Source organism: Brotaphodocola sp., assembly GCF_050873365.1.
Classification (GTDB): Bacteria; Bacillota; Clostridia; order Lachnospirales; family Lachnospiraceae; genus Brotaphodocola.
Genome location: NZ_JBNMIQ010000001.1, coordinates 91,392 through 107,422 on the forward strand (window position 1 = coordinate 91,392; position 16,031 = coordinate 107,422).

At 48.3% G+C, this 16,031-nt stretch carries 12 protein-coding genes and 1 riboswitch; all 12 genes read right to left on the minus strand.

The genetic code is table 11. The features are described from left to right. Positions 1 to 166 precede the first annotated feature (166 nt). Complete coding sequence (locus tag ACR0QT_RS00425) at positions 167 to 1,573, minus strand: L,D-transpeptidase family protein (RefSeq protein WP_432628946.1); 1,407 nt, start codon at positions 1,571 to 1,573, stop codon at positions 167 to 169. 315 nt (positions 1,574 to 1,888) lie between these two features. After that, complete coding sequence (locus tag ACR0QT_RS00430) at positions 1,889 to 2,803, minus strand: patatin-like phospholipase family protein (RefSeq protein ID WP_432628947.1); 915 nt, start codon at positions 2,801 to 2,803, stop codon at positions 1,889 to 1,891. 138 nt (positions 2,804 to 2,941) lie between these two features. Next, on the minus strand, positions 2,942 to 3,835 hold the full coding sequence (locus ACR0QT_RS00435) for an SseB family protein (protein ID WP_432628948.1): 894 nt from the start codon (positions 3,833 to 3,835) through the stop codon (positions 2,942 to 2,944). 213 nt (positions 3,836 to 4,048) lie between these two features. Continuing rightward, the gene (locus ACR0QT_RS00440) at positions 4,049 to 5,167 is read right to left on the minus strand and encodes an ABC transporter ATP-binding protein (protein ID WP_432628949.1); all 1,119 of its coding nucleotides are present in this window, start codon (positions 5,165 to 5,167) and stop codon (positions 4,049 to 4,051) included. A 263-nt stretch (positions 5,168 to 5,430) separates the two neighbouring features. After that, complete coding sequence (locus ACR0QT_RS00445; RefSeq protein ID WP_432628950.1) at positions 5,431 to 6,471, minus strand: FecCD family ABC transporter permease; 1,041 nt, start codon at positions 6,469 to 6,471, stop codon at positions 5,431 to 5,433. 431 nt (positions 6,472 to 6,902) lie between these two features. Then, positions 6,903 to 8,045: an ABC transporter substrate-binding protein gene (locus ACR0QT_RS00450; protein ID WP_432629093.1), complete on the minus strand. Its 1,143-nt coding sequence runs from the start codon at positions 8,043 to 8,045 to the stop codon at positions 6,903 to 6,905. Between the two features lie 264 nt (positions 8,046 to 8,309). Continuing rightward, positions 8,310 to 9,293, minus strand: a complete 984-nt coding sequence (locus tag ACR0QT_RS00455; RefSeq protein ID WP_432628951.1) for a hypothetical protein — start codon at positions 9,291 to 9,293, stop codon at positions 8,310 to 8,312. Positions 9,294 to 9,706: 413 nt separating this feature from the next. After that, positions 9,707 to 10,741: a sirohydrochlorin cobaltochelatase gene (locus tag ACR0QT_RS00460; protein WP_432628952.1), complete on the minus strand. Its 1,035-nt coding sequence runs from the start codon at positions 10,739 to 10,741 to the stop codon at positions 9,707 to 9,709. Positions 10,742 to 11,095: 354 nt separating this feature from the next. Then, positions 11,096 to 11,326: riboswitch (cobalamin riboswitch) on the minus strand. Between the two features lie 114 nt (positions 11,327 to 11,440). Next, entirely contained in the window at positions 11,441 to 12,535 is a 1,095-nt protein-coding gene (trpS, locus tag ACR0QT_RS00465; protein WP_432628953.1) for a tryptophan--tRNA ligase, read from the minus strand. A gap of 355 nt (positions 12,536 to 12,890) precedes the next feature. Further along, complete coding sequence (locus ACR0QT_RS00470) at positions 12,891 to 13,886, minus strand: TRAP transporter substrate-binding protein (RefSeq protein WP_432629094.1); 996 nt, start codon at positions 13,884 to 13,886, stop codon at positions 12,891 to 12,893. A 302-nt stretch (positions 13,887 to 14,188) separates the two neighbouring features. After that, a complete protein-coding gene (locus ACR0QT_RS00475; RefSeq protein WP_432628954.1) occupies positions 14,189 to 15,487 on the minus strand; it encodes a TRAP transporter large permease in 1,299 nt (432 codons plus the stop codon). Beyond that, positions 15,484 to 16,017, minus strand: coding sequence for a TRAP transporter small permease (locus ACR0QT_RS00480; RefSeq protein ID WP_432628955.1), 534 nt, complete (start codon positions 16,015 to 16,017; stop codon positions 15,484 to 15,486). Before ACR0QT_RS00480 ends, ACR0QT_RS00475 begins: the two co-directional genes overlap by 4 nt. Positions 16,018 to 16,031: the final 14 nt, after the last annotated feature.

The following is a 16,031-nucleotide window of genomic DNA, read 5'->3' on the forward strand; positions in this document are numbered from 1 at the left end:
TCACATCTCGTAAAACTCACATCTCGCAAAACTCACATCTCGCAAAACTCACATTGCACAAAACGCCCCAAAAAGCGGAACTGCCACAGGTCGATTTTCCCCGTAGCAATCCCGCTCTGTCTCGTTTCTAAAATCCGGCGACAAAGAATGTGCCCTGACCCGGTCTCTACTGATAACAGATAACCGGAATTCCTTTATACACCAGATCATAGAGAAGTTTTGCCTTCTCCGGCGGAAGGTTCACACAACCGTGACTTCCACTGTTCTGGTAAATCGTACCGCCAAACTTGCTTCTCCATGTCGCATCATGGAATCCGATTCCGCCGTTAAACGGCATCCAGTAGGAAACCGGACTCTCATATTCATACGTTCCGTCTGCCTTCTTTGCCCCACGCAGAACCCGGTCTCTCTCCTTGTAGGTCAGGCTGTAAAGACCTGCCGGAGTCGTGTAATTCTTTGAGACATTTCCGGTTACACACGGTGCATCCCAGACAACGCTTCCATCCTTCGTCATGTAGACATGCTGTCCGGTCAGATCCACCTCAACGTAAGTCGTGCCCCACTCCTGTGCGGAATGATTAACTGCGGTCTGTGCATACTGTGGCTCTCTCGACTGCGTCTGTCCCGTGCGAATCATACCGATCAATGCGTCAGTCTCCGCATTCTGATCAATCTTCCATCCGTAAGGACCACTCACACTCACATCGCGCCCCGTCGCCGTGTGGAAGGTGCGCGTCGTTCCTGCAGTATTGTACTTTCCTGCAAGCGTCTGTACCCATCCTGCGACCTGATCGCGATTCATCTGAATCTGACCATCAGCCGTTCCCGTAATCCAGGAACAGATTGTCGCAGAGTCGAGCACCTCGCTCTGATCTCCAATCACATAGGTGATGCTCATCTCGCGAACCTGATTGAGGGTATCGCAGAGGTTCTTAAGCCCCTCGTCATCTTTTGTGACTGTGACTGCATAATAACACCCGGACGCTTCCAGGTCAACCTCTGAATTTCCAGAAGTGACTGCATTTTTCACTGCCTCAAGAACTTTATCCGGGTAAAGGTTGTTTCCATTCACCTCGGGAACGATCTCAAACGGCTGTCCCTCCTGATAAGAGGAAATGTACGCATCTGCCGTCGTCACAATCCCGCTTCCACTCAGACAATTCAGTGCATTCACCTTGTCGGTCAGTGCCTGCTCGTCAAATGTATTTGCCATCTCGGTTCGATTGGAATTGTCCACATCCGGTCCAAATGCGCGTCCGGATGCATTCTGCTGATCGAGGATCGTCTGAAGAAATCCGTCCGGAAGTCCCACCGCAAACCCGATGTCAGCTCCGTTTATCGTCTCTTCCTTTCCGCCTCTCTCTTTTATCTTCAACTGATATTTGCTGGAGTAGAAACTGCTGATATGCTCTCCTGCCTGCTCCACCGTCATACCGCCGATTCCAAGCCCGTTGACCGAAGTGCCTGAAACAAATGCCGAATCGTCCGCCATCGCCGTCATCGACACTGCCAGCCCAAACGCCGTTGTCAAAATGATCCGGCAAAGATTCGTCTTCCATCTTCGTTTTATCAAATCCAAAACCTGCTTTCTGACCGTGCCTTAATTTGGAGTCTTGAGAAGTCTTTTGGAATCTCCGCCAATTTTCTCCTGCACAGTTATCCTTATTATAGAGTCCTCCAACTTTCTCGTCAAGTGAAGAGCATCGACAGAAATCTTACAAATTTAATAAGATATTATATCCTGACCATTTGCAAAATACTTTACCGTTTACGCGTTGCGCAAACAGTAACAGATTTTGCCGATGCTTCGCATTCCAAATCGGCAAAATCTGCTACCACCACTGCATCATACGGCATTTTCAGTTCAGAAAATGCCTACCCGTGTACACTAACCAAAATACTTCTGTACCGCCCGCACTCCGTTTTCAAACAATCCCTCACAATCCTCTGCCGTCAAATCAAAATCAGTCGCATGGATCGTTCTCTCCCGCGAACCGCTTCCCGTCGTCGTGGAAATCCAGATGATCCGTCTCTGATCCTCCTCCGGGCGCATGCTGTTGTCGATCGCTTCCATACACGTCGAGACGAGTGCTCTCAGATAATCGGGCAGATTGCGTTTTACCAGCCAGTAGTCTGCTCCCGCCTCCTCATTCCAGTCAAGAAACTGAAATCCGAAAGTCGGACAGTTCGGATCTTCCTCCGCCTCCATCGCCCAGATTGGAAAATTGCTGAGCAACCCTCCATCCACGAGCAGATGCTCCCGTCCCTTTGCATCCCGCAGAGAGACAGGCTCAAAAAAGGCCGGGATGCTCGAGCTTGCAAGCACCGCCCTCGCGACCGGAAAGGTCTCCGGATTCAACCCCAAGAGACTCAGATCATCGGGAAAAATCAAAAGCCGGCGCATCGACAGATCGCTGACCGGAATGATCAGCCTTCTGCCTCTCCGGTGAAGATCCCCAAATGTCCGAATCCCCCGTTCGGAAAGTACCTGCTCCATCCATTTTTCGAGATACCGGTTGTTGTACACGCCAAGAGAAAAGAGAAGGGACAGCAGTTTTCCCACTGTCCCGAAGTTATCCACCATATCCCGCCCACGAAACTTTCGGTAATTCAGTGTCTCCATCTCTCTTTTCAGTTCTCGGCACTCATAGCCGGACGCAATCAGCGCAGCAACCACAGCCCCCGCGGAAGAACCCGCGACGGACTCAAAACGGTAGCCTTCCTGTTCCATCCCGCAGGCGGCTCCGACATGAGCGATTCCGCGCACGCCTCCGCCCTCAAAAACTCCTTTACAGCATTTCATGCATACCCCTCCATGTTCAACGTAACGGTTCCCATGAAAGAATATGCATGAATCTACTGAAAAGAGCCTATTTTTCTTTATCATTCATGCGTTGGCATTGCACACCATGCGTTGGTCTTGCACAAACGATAACGGATTTTACTTTTCTTCCTCGTCGTCCTTCTTCTCAGACTTCTCGGCATTTGCCTCGCGGATTGCGGTAGCTGCCGCATCTGCTGCTGCCTTTGCAAGAACTGCCGGATCATTTGCCGGAACAGCATTCATAACCGGAATCGGACGGGTGATCTGAAGCGGAAGGTTTACTCCCAGCATATTTAAGATAACACCCTTTGCGTCCTTATCAAGAACCTTCGGAAGCTGTTCTGCCTTCACGATCACCGGGCGGAAGCTGTCATCCTGACAGAATTTGCGGAACTCCAAGACATCGGTAAATACCGGCTGGTATTTCTCACCGTCCTTGAGCTTGATCATCGGGGTTGCGTTTGTATCTTTCTGAATTGCAAAAATCAGACTGCTCTTGCGGAAGTCTGCGAGCATCTCCTCCTGAAGCTCTTTGAGACGCTCCTTCGTATCCTCCTCTGCCGGTCTGCGAAGCTCCTGTGCAAAGTAAACGGCAGTCAGATGAAGCTGTGGGTTCTCCACCCATACAGAGCCATCCGGTGCTTCCTTCTGATCTCTCTTCTTCACGATCTCCTGAATCTGCATCGTCGTCTCTTCGCCGTTAAAGCTCAGGTGAAGAGCATTGACACCCATTGTATACAGAGTGGTAAAGAACAGAAGCATCTGCTTGGACGCCAGCTTCAGCACGGTTGTCGGAATCTTCTTCTGTGCCAGCTCCTCGGTCTTTGCCTTTGCGCTCTGCTCGTCAAAATAAATCATAACCTCATCATCAAAGGTTTCCGGATCACACTCTACATAAGGAGCTCTGGTGCAAGCAGACATCAAAATAAAGAATTCCCCCTCTTCTTTTGTCAGTCTGATCAGAAGCTCTTTTTTTCCTTCTGTAATTTCTATCTTCTTCTCGTCGCTCATAACTAATCTCCCTGTCTCCATATTTTATCACATCCACAACATCTCTATCCGTTCACAATCTCTACCCTGATGTGTTTGGTATGTTTCTTTATGGACGCATGGCTTCATTATACAAGGTTTCGTTTGCTTTGTAAATCCTTTCTCTCCGGCGCCCCGATTCCATTTTTTTCAAAAAGTTGCCGTTCAGAAAATTTCCGCCCGCATACAGAAATTTCAGAAATTCTTCAAAATCCCAAGGTTCTGCGCCAGATTTTTCAGCTCCTGATTTCTGCGATTCATCGTACCAAACCGCTCCACGGTACAGAACACGCTCCGACAGGTCTTCAAATACTCCACTGCCCGCGCAAATTCTGCATCCCCGATCGGTTCAAATGCCGGAGTGGAAATGAGTTCTGCCGACAGTGCCTGTGCAATCGGATATTCCACGTCATTTTCTGCTATTACACCCGCAAAGAACGGCAGATTCTCCCTCTGCAGACGACGATACAACGAAATTGCCGATCCTCCTCCACCGATCACAAAGATCTCCGGTCTTCCTTTCGGCCGCTCAAGCTCCACAGTTCCGGTCTGTGCACAGAACGTTCCCCGCTGAATCTGATACAACTCTGTGATCGTCTGATCGGTGAAAATCTCCTCGGGAGTGCCACAACGCTCAATCCGCGACTGCCCCACGCAGACAATATAATCGGAGATTCTCTCCGCAAGATCCAGCTCATGAAGGGACATCAGCACTGCAATCCTGCGACTTCTCACGAGTTCTTTTAAGAGTGCGAGAAGTTCGAGTTTGTGGCTGACATCAAGGTAGGACGTTGGCTCGTCAAGCACGAGAATTTCCGGCTCCTGCGCGATTGCCCGTGCGAGAAGAACGCGCTGACGCTGTCCGTCACTGATCCGGGCAAACTCTCTGTCTGCGAGATCTTCTGCGTGTACAAGTTCCATCGCCTCCCGCACTTTTTGCCGGTCTGTCTGCGTCAGAATTCCAAATCTTCCGGTATATGGATAGCGTCCTGCCTCAACAACATCCCGGCATGTCATCTGCTCTGGGCGAACTTTCTGCGTCATCATCACCGCCATCTTTTTCGCTGTCTCTGACGCGGACATCGCGCCCATCTCTTTTCCGTCGAGGTAGACGATTCCGCCAAGCAGAGGAAGCTGACCGATCACGCTCTTTAAAATCGTCGACTTTCCAGCCCCATTTGGACCGATCAGGGTCACGATCTGACCCGTTCTGACCCGAAGCGCAATCTCCGAGATTAACGGGCGCGAACCATATCCGACTGCCATCTGTTCGGTTTGAATTTTATTTTCTGGACTCTTTGATGATTTTTCCATGCGCAACTGCCTTTCTGCTCTTCTTTAAGTCTCGCCACATTTCACATTTTATTTATTTGTGCTCTTCTGATCTTTCCTCACGCTCCATCGGCAAAGCAAGTCCCGCAAACTCGTTTTCACTCCGGGTTCGACGCAACAGTGCATAAGGCTGTAAAATACACAGCCTAAGCACTGACGTCTCACACGGGTTTGCTTAGACTTCTTTGCCATGTCGCTTGCTCACTTGCACAATCTTAATCTACTATTTTCCCAACCAAACTGTATTAATTGTGACTTCGCTTCACCATCATCCAGATCACAACCGGTGCGCCAAAGACTGCTGTCACCGTGCTGATTGAAAGCTCCGTCGGCGCAAAAATTGTCCGCGCAATCAAATCACAGAGTAAACAGAATCCCGCTCCACCAAAGAAACATCCCGGAATCACAAACAGCGGTTTCGACGTTCCGAAAATTCGACGAATAAGTTGCGGAACCGCAATTCCAACAAAGGAGATCGGTCCGGCAAATGCCGTCACGCAGGCAGAGAGAATACTTGAGAGCAAAATCAACTCCACACGAAATCTCCGAATGTTGACTCCCATGCTTCTCGCATACTCCTCCCCAAGCTGACATGCTCCGATCGGTTTTGCAAGCAACATTGCCATCGCCATACCAAATACTGTGACCACCGTTATCACTCTCACATTTTCCCAGGAAATTCCTGAAAAACTTCCCATCGACCAGTTGTGAAGATTCACAATTTTTGCATCATCTGCAAAAGTTACAACGAAATCTGTAATCGCAGAACAGATATATCCAATCATAACTCCGCAGACAACAAGCATCGCCATTGAACGCACACGACCAGAACATACAAGAACAAATCCCATCGAAATCAGCGAGCCAATAAATGCAGAAAGGATCAGAACCGTCGATCCCAGTGCTATTCCTTTTCCAAGAAAGACAATCATCACAAGGGCGACAACCATCTTCGCTCCGGAAGAAATTCCAAGAACAAACGGTCCCGCAATCGGGTTTGCAAAAAAGGTCTGAAGCAGAAATCCGGACACTGAAAGAATTCCGCCGAGAAGCATTGCCGAAAGAAGACGCGGGAGACGGATATCCCAAACAATATGATAGGCAACCTCATTTTCTGCATTTCCAAATAAGATTCCAAGAATCTCCGATGGTGAAAGAGGAACACTCCCGGCATTGATATTCCAGAAGACAAGCAAAATCAGAAGCACCAACAGACTGATATACGAAATCTGCACTCGAAGTCTTTGTCTACTCTCCGATGAATAACTCTCCTGTACATGTTTCATCCCTCTACTACCTCTATCTTTCACTTTCTATATCCATACTTCCATTTAACTTTATAAGATACCCTTTTTAAGCTCATGTCAATATTCGCTGAGACTTGGCGCATGATTCCGGTCAGATTTGCTGATATTGTATAACTTAAACGGAAATTATCTCCTAAGAAAATTTGTGGTCCCCATCTATAAAAAAGAGCGACGTTACACAGGCTCCGCAGTTGGGAAAGTCTAAGCAAACCCGTGTGAGACGCCGGTGTTTAGACCGCGTATTTTGCGGTCTTATGCACCGCTGCGTCGAACCCGGAGTGAAAACGAGTTTGCGTGACTTATCCCACTGTCGGAGCCGTACCCATCTTCACCCTCATCGCATTCCATACTCACACGCTCATCGACTCACATTCTCACTTCACATTCCCTTCGTCCTTCCGCCTACATGTTCACTTCAACGGATGCAGATACGTCATCTTCGCCGGATCTAGATCTTCCTCCGTAAACAACCGATGCATATCGAGAATCATATCTCCAAGTCCCATGCTCTCCTGAAACATATTTTTTCCGGTGCACCACACATGCCCCTCTTTCACTGCCTTAAATCCAGAGAGCAAACTGCTCTTTGCGAGAAGCTCCGAGAGACTTTCGAGTTCCCCGTCAATCGTGCTGTTGTAGATCAGATAGTCCGCATCTTTCGCCTCCGCATAAAACGCCTCCATCTGCATATTCATCGTGGAAAGTGCATTCCCGTTATCCTCGATATTCTGAGGAAGCGGAATTCCACCTGCCATCCGAATCATCTCCGAGATATAATCTCCGGGCTTTCTGACATTTGCATAGCCATTCGAGCTGATATAGAAAAACGTCGCCGTCTTTCCCGAAGCCTGCTCCGTGACAACCTTCTCCACCTCTTTGGCTTTTTCCTCAAAGCACACTTCCGCTTTCTCCTCTTTTCCGAGAAGAGCACTGTAAAGCTTGATCCACTCCATGCGTCCGAGAGGACTCTTTTCATAACTTGATCGCTCCACAAGCACCGGAATACCAAGCTTTTGGAGCTGTTCCTTCACCTCAGGGGAATGGGTAATCATCGTGGACTCAATCGCCAAATCACAGGATTTTGAGAGAATCAGCTCATAATCGGGCGCACTGTATTTTCCCGCATAAGTCATTGCCCCCGACTCCATCGCCTGCTTTGCCTCCTCAATATACCATCCGCTCTCCTGTGTTCCAGAAAGAGTCACCTGATCAATCGCATCCAGACTGCGAAAAAGATCCATCGCTGACGTCGCTGACAGATAAATATTCGAGAGCGGACGGCAGATCACGGTCACATTCTCCGGCACATTCTGCGGAATTTCCTCCTGCTCTGGCACGACAAGATAGGTATCGTCATCCCCGATCACAATCTTTTCGTATCCGCCCTCATATTTCTCCACAGAAAACTGAGTCGCATAGCGCAGATCCATCGTCTCCTGAACCGTCATCGTCTCCCAGTCCGCAGAAGCACCCGTGCTTTCCGCCTGTGCTCCCGCACTCTGTTTCACCGATTTTGATCCTGAATCTGAATTTGCATCACCTGCGTCAGCCATTTCCGCGCCAGCCATTTCTGCCCCAGACCCAATTTTACTTGTCTCATTCTCTGTCGTATACGCGTTTTCATTCTTCGTACATCCGGTCAGAACACTTCCCATTCCAACCATCAGCACAATTAAAAAAAACGATAGCTTTTTCCGCATGAAATTTTCCTTTTCCATACAATTTCCCATTCGCTTTTCCACACGTTTTTTTATTTGCCTTTCCATATGATTTCTCATATGATTTTCCACACAATCTCTCATTCCCGATTATCCCGATTAATTCTCCTGTCGCAGGGAAGCAGAATCAAAATTCAGGGTATAAGAAATCTCATGAGGCTGGCTCATTGCAACCGTATCGGCAAGCACTGCCAGCTTTCGGTCAAACTCTGCAACCGGAATCTCAAATATGGAACTGTCTCCCTCTCCAACCTGACCGATCCGATCATATTTCACATCGTTTACCTTCATGTAATCGTAATTCGGACTGCTCCAAATCACCTCTGCGGTCGCAACTCCATCTTTGACCGTCAAATGAGTCGGCGACTCGACCGAAACCTTTCCTGATCCGCCTTCCATCTTTACTTCAACTGTGTAAGTACCATCTGCAAGTCCAAGGCTTTCCACCGTCACAACCGTTCCATCCGCATACGCCTCAGACGGAAGGGAATCTGCGCGTAAAACAATCTCTCTGTCGTACCATTTCTCTTTCTTCTTGCTGAATGCACTGCAATCAATTCCTGCATCGAGTGCCTCAACCGGTACAGTAAACGTGCAGGAGCCATCCTCCGCAGTCTCTGCCGGAATCATCTCGCTCTCCTCTGCTTTTACCGCCTCCTCAGCTTTTCCCAGATAGAGTTTTCCGTAACCGCTTCCGCTCATCGTCATGACTGCCTGCATCGCTCCGTCTTTGACTGTGAGCTCGCATTTCGTCACCTTAAACATGCTCGAACTCGAATCAACCGTCACCTCGTAAGTTCCTTCCTTGAGCTGATCTGCGGATACCGGCTCCATGCCCTCCTCGACAACTTCCTTTGCCTCGACAGTCTCATCCCCGGATGCCACACCAGCATCCGCAGATTCTGCGTTCTCACCCTGCGCCTTAGCCTCTGTCGTCTCCTCTAAACTGCTATCACTCTCCGCAGTCTCTGCCCCGCTCGTCTGCTCCGTCTTGTCTGCTGTCTCATTTTTTGCACATCCAGTTGCGAGCACCGTTGCTGTCGCACACATCAAAATTGCCTTTGCAATCCATCTCTTTCTCATAATATTCTCCTCATTTCTCTTATCTTAATTTTTCTTATTTTCTGTAAATTCTGCAAATCTTCTCCATAAATAAATGTTAAAATCTCTCTTATCCTCGCAATCACTATCAGATCCAATTCTTCTTGCCGATCGTCTTGTAATCGGAAATGCGAGAGAAGCGATCTATCTATATCCATAAAACATCCATAAAGAAAGAATCAAGAAAAAATCAAGAAGAAAAAAGACCGATGACCAGTTTTTCCCGGTCCCGGTCTTTCTTCGACTGACTTTTTTCTAATCTAATTTTTTTCGATCACATTTTTTGTAATCTTTTTCGCGATCGTTATTTTGATCGCTATTTAACGCGATCTGCACTCTGCGACCTGCTATCCGTTATCGCAATATGCAGTTCGCGATCTCGCGACACTCGCTTTTTATTTTGCCAGATTGTCAACAGCTGCCTGTGCATGCTGTACGAACAACTGCTGGATCGGCTCAAGCTCACCGAGACCTCTTACCAGACAAGTTACCTCGTAACCAGCATCCTCGAAGGTCTTCTTCCAGGAACCATCCTCGTCGCCTGCCATATCGTTATTTGCGTGATCACCTGCAACGATCATCAGAGGCTCAAGAACAACTTTCTTGTACTCGCCTGCCTGAACCTTTGCAAGAACATCCTCCAGGCTCGGAGTTGCCTCTACGGTACCAACATAGTAGTTCTCATATCCGGATGAAGTCAGCAGATCCTGCATCTTTGCGTAAATCTGGTTGGAATCAGCCTCAGTTCCGTGACCCATGAAGCAGATTGCGGTCTCACCGTCATCGTACTCAGCAGTTGCCTCGGTGATTGCCTTCATAACAGCGTTGAAATCCTCATCGCTCGTCAGAAGCGGTTCGCCGATCGATACCTTCTCAAATGCGTCAGAGCGCTCTGCAACCTCATTGACAAGGTCGGTGTACTCCAGACCATTCATCAGATGGGTCGGCTGAATCACAAGTCTCTTCACGCCATTCTTCTCTGCACGGTCAAGTGCCTCGGTCACATTGTCGATGATCTCGTTGTCACGGGACTTTACATGGTCAATGATGATCTGGCTCGTGAATGCGCGGCGAACGGAATAATCCGGGAATGCCTTCTCGATCGCATCCTCAATTGCACCAACGGTCATGCGACGGTTGTCGTTGTAGCTCGTTCCGAAGCTGACTACCATCAGCTCATCCTCGCCGATCTCATCCTGATTTCTCGGGTTGTCCTTGGAAGCATCACCGGTATTGTAGTTCTCTTCCTCTTCTTCCTCAGCCTCCTCGGCGGTCTCTGCCTCAGTCGTCTCCTCTGCCGTGGTCTCCTCTGCACTCGTCTGAGCCTCGGTCGTCTCTGCTGTGGTCTCCTTCGATGAGCTTGAGCATCCTGCTACCACTGCCACCGTCGTTGCTACTGCAAATAAAGCTGCCATTTTTTTCAGTTTCATCCTTTTCTTCCTCCCTTTTTCTGCAAGCCCTGAACGTTTTGAACATTTAACAATTTTTGTCCTCGTTCTCTCAGGCTCTGCTCCCTATCCAACTAACTTGAAATGGACAGAAAAAAGTTTCCCACAAAAAATGATTCTGAACAAAATAACAGCTTTCTCATTTGCCTGCGTCCCCGGTTTCCAAACCGACAGCCGAAATTAAATGTTCCGCTGTATCTGTCAGAAACCCGTCCGCATCGCTTTTTCATTTCGATTTTTTATCTCTTGCACATGCACCCCAGCCTTTTGCCGGTCCGCATGTCTCAATTTCGCGCTCAGGTCGGTACGATCAATTCCTCGTGATCTGGAAAAATTTTCCTGTACCAGCATCCGGCAGGTTTCCTGGCTCAACCGTTCGCGGAACAGAATCGATCAGATCGTTCCCCACGCAAAAAACCGTCTTCCCAAATTCTAAAGAAATAAAGAAATCAGTGACTTTTTGGTTTTCTTGCTCCAGTCTCACAGTGACGAGATCGCACAGGTCTTTCACCTGTTTCCCTTTTACCTGTCTGCAAAAGTCTCCCCTCCTGAGAACGTTTGTGATTCCCCACTTATAGAGGTGGGGACATCCACTCTGAGTGATACTCTTGCAGACAGCACCGGCTACTCTTAATCAGATATTGTCTCTATCCTATCACGGAATGTCTCAAAAAACAATCCTTATTTCTCAACACCAAATTTTTCCTTCTGCTCCTCCAAAAACTCCGGAGTCTCGAAGTAATCGATCTTCATCGCATGTTTTACCTCTGCAAGAGTCTGGCTTGCAGTCTCTCTTGCCACACGGGTTCCCTCGCGAAGAATCTCGTAAACATCGCCGATTCTGTTCTCGTACTCTTTTCTGCGCGCACGGATCGGACGAAGCTCTTCCTGCATAACGTTGTTTAAGAACTTCTTCACCTTCACATCGCCAAGGCCACCTCTCTGATAGTGATCCTTGAGCTCCTGAAGGTTCTTGTAATCCGGCAGATACTCTGCAAAATGATCGTCGTTGCAGAACGCATCCAGATAAGTAAATACCGTGTTGCCCTCGATGCAACCCGGATCTTCCACGCGGATGTGGTTCGGATCGGTGTACATCGACATGATCTTCTTGCGAACTTCCTCCTCGGTCTCAGACAGATAGATGCAGTTGCCAAGAGACTTGCTCATCTTTGCCTTTCCATCGGTACCCGGCAGACGCAGGCAGGCCTTGTTGCTCGGAAGCAGGATCTGCGGATCTACGAGAGTCTCCCCGTATACGGAATTAAACTTGTGAACAATCTCCTTCGTCTGCTCGATCATCGGCATCTGATCCTCACCAACCGGAACGGTTGTCGCCTTGAATGCGGTGATGTCTGCTGCCTGGCTGATCGGATAGCAGAAGAAGCCAACCGGAATGCTTGTCTCAAAATTGCGAAGCTGAATCTCTGCCTTTACCGTAGGATTTCTCTGAAGTCTCGAAACGGTAACCAGGTTCTGATAGTAGAACGTCAGCTCTGTCAGCTCCGTCACATAGGACTGAACAAAAATATTTGACTTTGCCGGATCAATTCCGACAGAGAGATAATCAAGTGCAACCTCCATGATGTTGTTGCGCACCTTTGCCGGGTTGTCCGCATTGTCGGTCAGTGCCTGAGCGTCTGCGATCATGATAAAGATCTTGTCAAACTCACCGGAATTCTGAAGCTCCACACGGCGCTTTAAAGAACCCACATAATGTCCAACATGCAGTCTTCCCGTCGGACGGTCACCGGTTAAAATAATCTTTTTTCCCATTGATAAATTCTCCTTGTTCCTCTTATTTTTCACACAGCCAGACTTCGTCATCGATTCTCCATCAATTCTCCATCGATTCTTCATCGACTTACCAGTTTTCAGTCTGCCCTGTATCTTGCAAGTTTCACGTTACTGTTCACGCGCACGTGCCCAGTAACGGAATTTGCCGTGGCTTCGCATTTGAATACGGCAAATTCCCGCTACCACCACGTTATCTTACGGCACTTTCGGTTCCAAAAGTGCCTACCTCTGAACAGTAACAGTTTCACTGCCAAAAGCGATTTTCTAATGAGTCAATCACAACGAACAATACTTATTTATTATACTCAAAATACGCGTAAGATCAAATGTTATTTTATTTTCCCACTTCCACGATCTTATCGATCAATCCCATATATTCCCCGCAATACTCATTGTAAAGCGGAAGCATTTTTTCCTGAAAGGCAACTTTTTCCTCCTGAGTCAGTTCAATCACCTGACATCCTGCCTTCTCGACAATCTCCCGCGAGCGCTTTGTTCTCTCCTCCCAGAGTTTTCTCTCATAGAGAGCAGACTCCTTTGCACACTCACGGATGATCTGCTGATACTCCGGACTCAGCTTTTTCCATGTGCTCTCCGCAATTATCTGTACCTCCGGAACTCGCGCATGCTCATCGACCGTCATATATTTGGCGACCTCATAGTGGCGTTCCGACTGATATGACGGCCAGTTGTTCTCTGCCCCGTCGATTTTTCCGGTCTCAAGTGCTGAGTAGACGCTCGCAAATGCCATCTGCACCGGTTCTGCACCGATCAGCTCGACCATCCGGCTCATCAGTTCCGATTCCTGCACTCGAATCCTCATCCCGACCATATCTTCCGGTGTCCGAATCGGCTTTTCCGAAGTGTAGAAATTTCGCGCTCCCGCATCATACCACGAGAGTCCGACAAGACCATATCCCTCAAAACTGTGAAGAAACTGGTCGCCAATCTCACTCTCAAGCACCTTCCACATATGATCTGCACTGTTATAGAGATAAGGCATCTGAAGCACATTTACTTTCGGAATAAATTCTCCGACCGAGGAGAGGGAAGCACGGGTAAAATCAATCCCGCCAAACTGAAGCTGTTCAATCACCGACTGCTCATCGCCAAGCGCCGCTCCCGCATTGACCTGAACAAGAATCTTCCCTCCTGTTCGCTCTTCGACCAGTTCTGCAAACCGGTAAGCCCCCTGAGTTGTCGGATAATCCTCCGCCTGATTCTCCGCATACGTCAGCACAAACTCCGGTTCCACTGCTGATTTTTCCCCCTCTGCGGACGCACATGACACAAGCAGGGCACAGATCCCAAGCAGGCTGATGCCTCCCATTATTGTTCCTGTAACTCCTCTTTTTTTCACCTCAAACTTCTCCTTCTTTGCTTCCTTACTCGCTTGATTCTTTTCCTCTCTCGCTTCTTTCTTTGAATCGATCTGCCTTTCATTATAACACGCAAAATTTCCTCCACACAAGGAGGTTTCTGAAATAAGGCTATTTTTGGAATAAACATGTTTATAAAACAAAAAGCAGAGACCCCCTGATCTCAGGAAGATCTCTGCCTACTCTCAATATTCACGTTCGATCATATTCGATCAAATTTATATTGAGCTAACTTACAAATTACAGAGCTAACTTACATGGAACCGAGCAACATCGGAAGTCCCAGACTGATCTGCGGAACAAAGGTGATCAGCAGTAAGGTGATAACCATGCAGATGTAGAATGGAAGCGTTGCCTTTACTACCTTCTCCATCGGAAGTTTCGCAACCGCGGAACCGATGAACAGTACCGCACCTACCGGCGGGGTCAGAAGACCGATACCACAGTTGAGGACTACCATGATACCAAACTGGATCGGGCTCAGTCCGATCGAAGTTGCAATCGGAAGAAGAATCGGAGTTGCGATCAGAATGATCGGTGCCATATCCATGATACATCCGAGAACCAGAAGAATCAGGTTCAGAAGCAGTGCAAGAATGATCGGGTTGCTTGTCAGACCGGTGATCGCATTTGCTGCCAGATCCGGCACATGGAGTCTGGTCAGGCAGTATCCAAAAATGTTGGAGGTTGCAATCAGAATCAATACGATCGAGAGCGTATCCACGCACTCACTCAGGACTCTCCAAACGCCCTTCCAGTCAAGTCCGCGATAAATAAATACGCTGACAATCAGGCTGTAAATAACTGCAATTGCTGCGGACTCTGTCGCTGTGAACACACCGCCGACTACACCGAATACTACAATCAAAACTGCTGCCAGTGCCCAGAACGAAACACTCAGCTGTTTGAGCAGGTTCTTGATGCTGAACTTTTCACCCTTCGGGTAATTGCGCTTTACGGAGATGATGTAAGAACCAATCATCAGGGTTCCGGCAAGCAGAGCACCCGGAATATATCCGGCAAGGAAAAGGCTTCCAACAGAAATACCGCCTGCGGTTGTCGCATAGATAACCATGTTGTGGCTCGGCGGAACAAGAAGTCCCTCACAGGAGGAGGTGATCGTTACTGCCGTAGAGAAATCTGCGTCATATCCCTGATCGACCATCATCGGGATCAGGATTGAACCCAGAGAAGCGGTATCTGCGGATGCAGAACCGGAAATACCACCGAAAAAGTAAGATGCCACAATGTTTACCATTGCCATACCACCGCGCATCCAGCCTACGCACGCATTTGCAAGCGCAATCAGTTTCTCAGAAATACCGCCGGAACCCATCAGACATCCCATCGTGATGAAGAACGGAACTGCCATCAAGCTGAACGAGCTGATTCCTTTTACCATCTGCTGACAGATCGTGTTCAGCGGAAGTCCCTGATAAACCAGGCAAAGCACGGAAGAAATCGCAACTGCATAGGCAATCGGAAATCTCAAAAATACCATGATAAAAAAGCTGAGAAGCAAAACCGCAATCGCCATCGTATCTACACTCATGATAAATTTGCCTCCTTCTCATCCAAAAAAATACTCTTCACATGGTTGTAAAGTGCCTCAAGTTCAAAGATCAGCATTGCCACACCTGCAAGCGGTACCGGGAAATACATCCAGAAACGGGATACTTTCGGCATACTTACATAGGAACCCTTCGCTCCGATTCCAGTCGCATACTTCCATCCCACTGTGATCATGATCACAGCAAGTACCAGAACTGCGAGATCTGCAAGGATATCAAGGAATTTGACAAGTCCCTTCGGAAGATAACTGTCAAGAGCGGTCATTCGGATATGAGCACCTCTGCGGATTGCAAGTGCTGCCGAGAGAACTGCCATGTAGGACATGCAGGTCAGAACGACCTCCTCACTCCACGCCGGATCTGGAATAAACGGAACGTAACGTCCCAGAACGGACATCGAGGTGATCGCAATATCTGCAATCAGAAGCAACTTGCATATGAGCATAACAAAACGATATGTCATATCATATGCTGGCTTGATCTTATCAATTTTCTCAAAAATCGACGGCATATTTCCATCCTCCT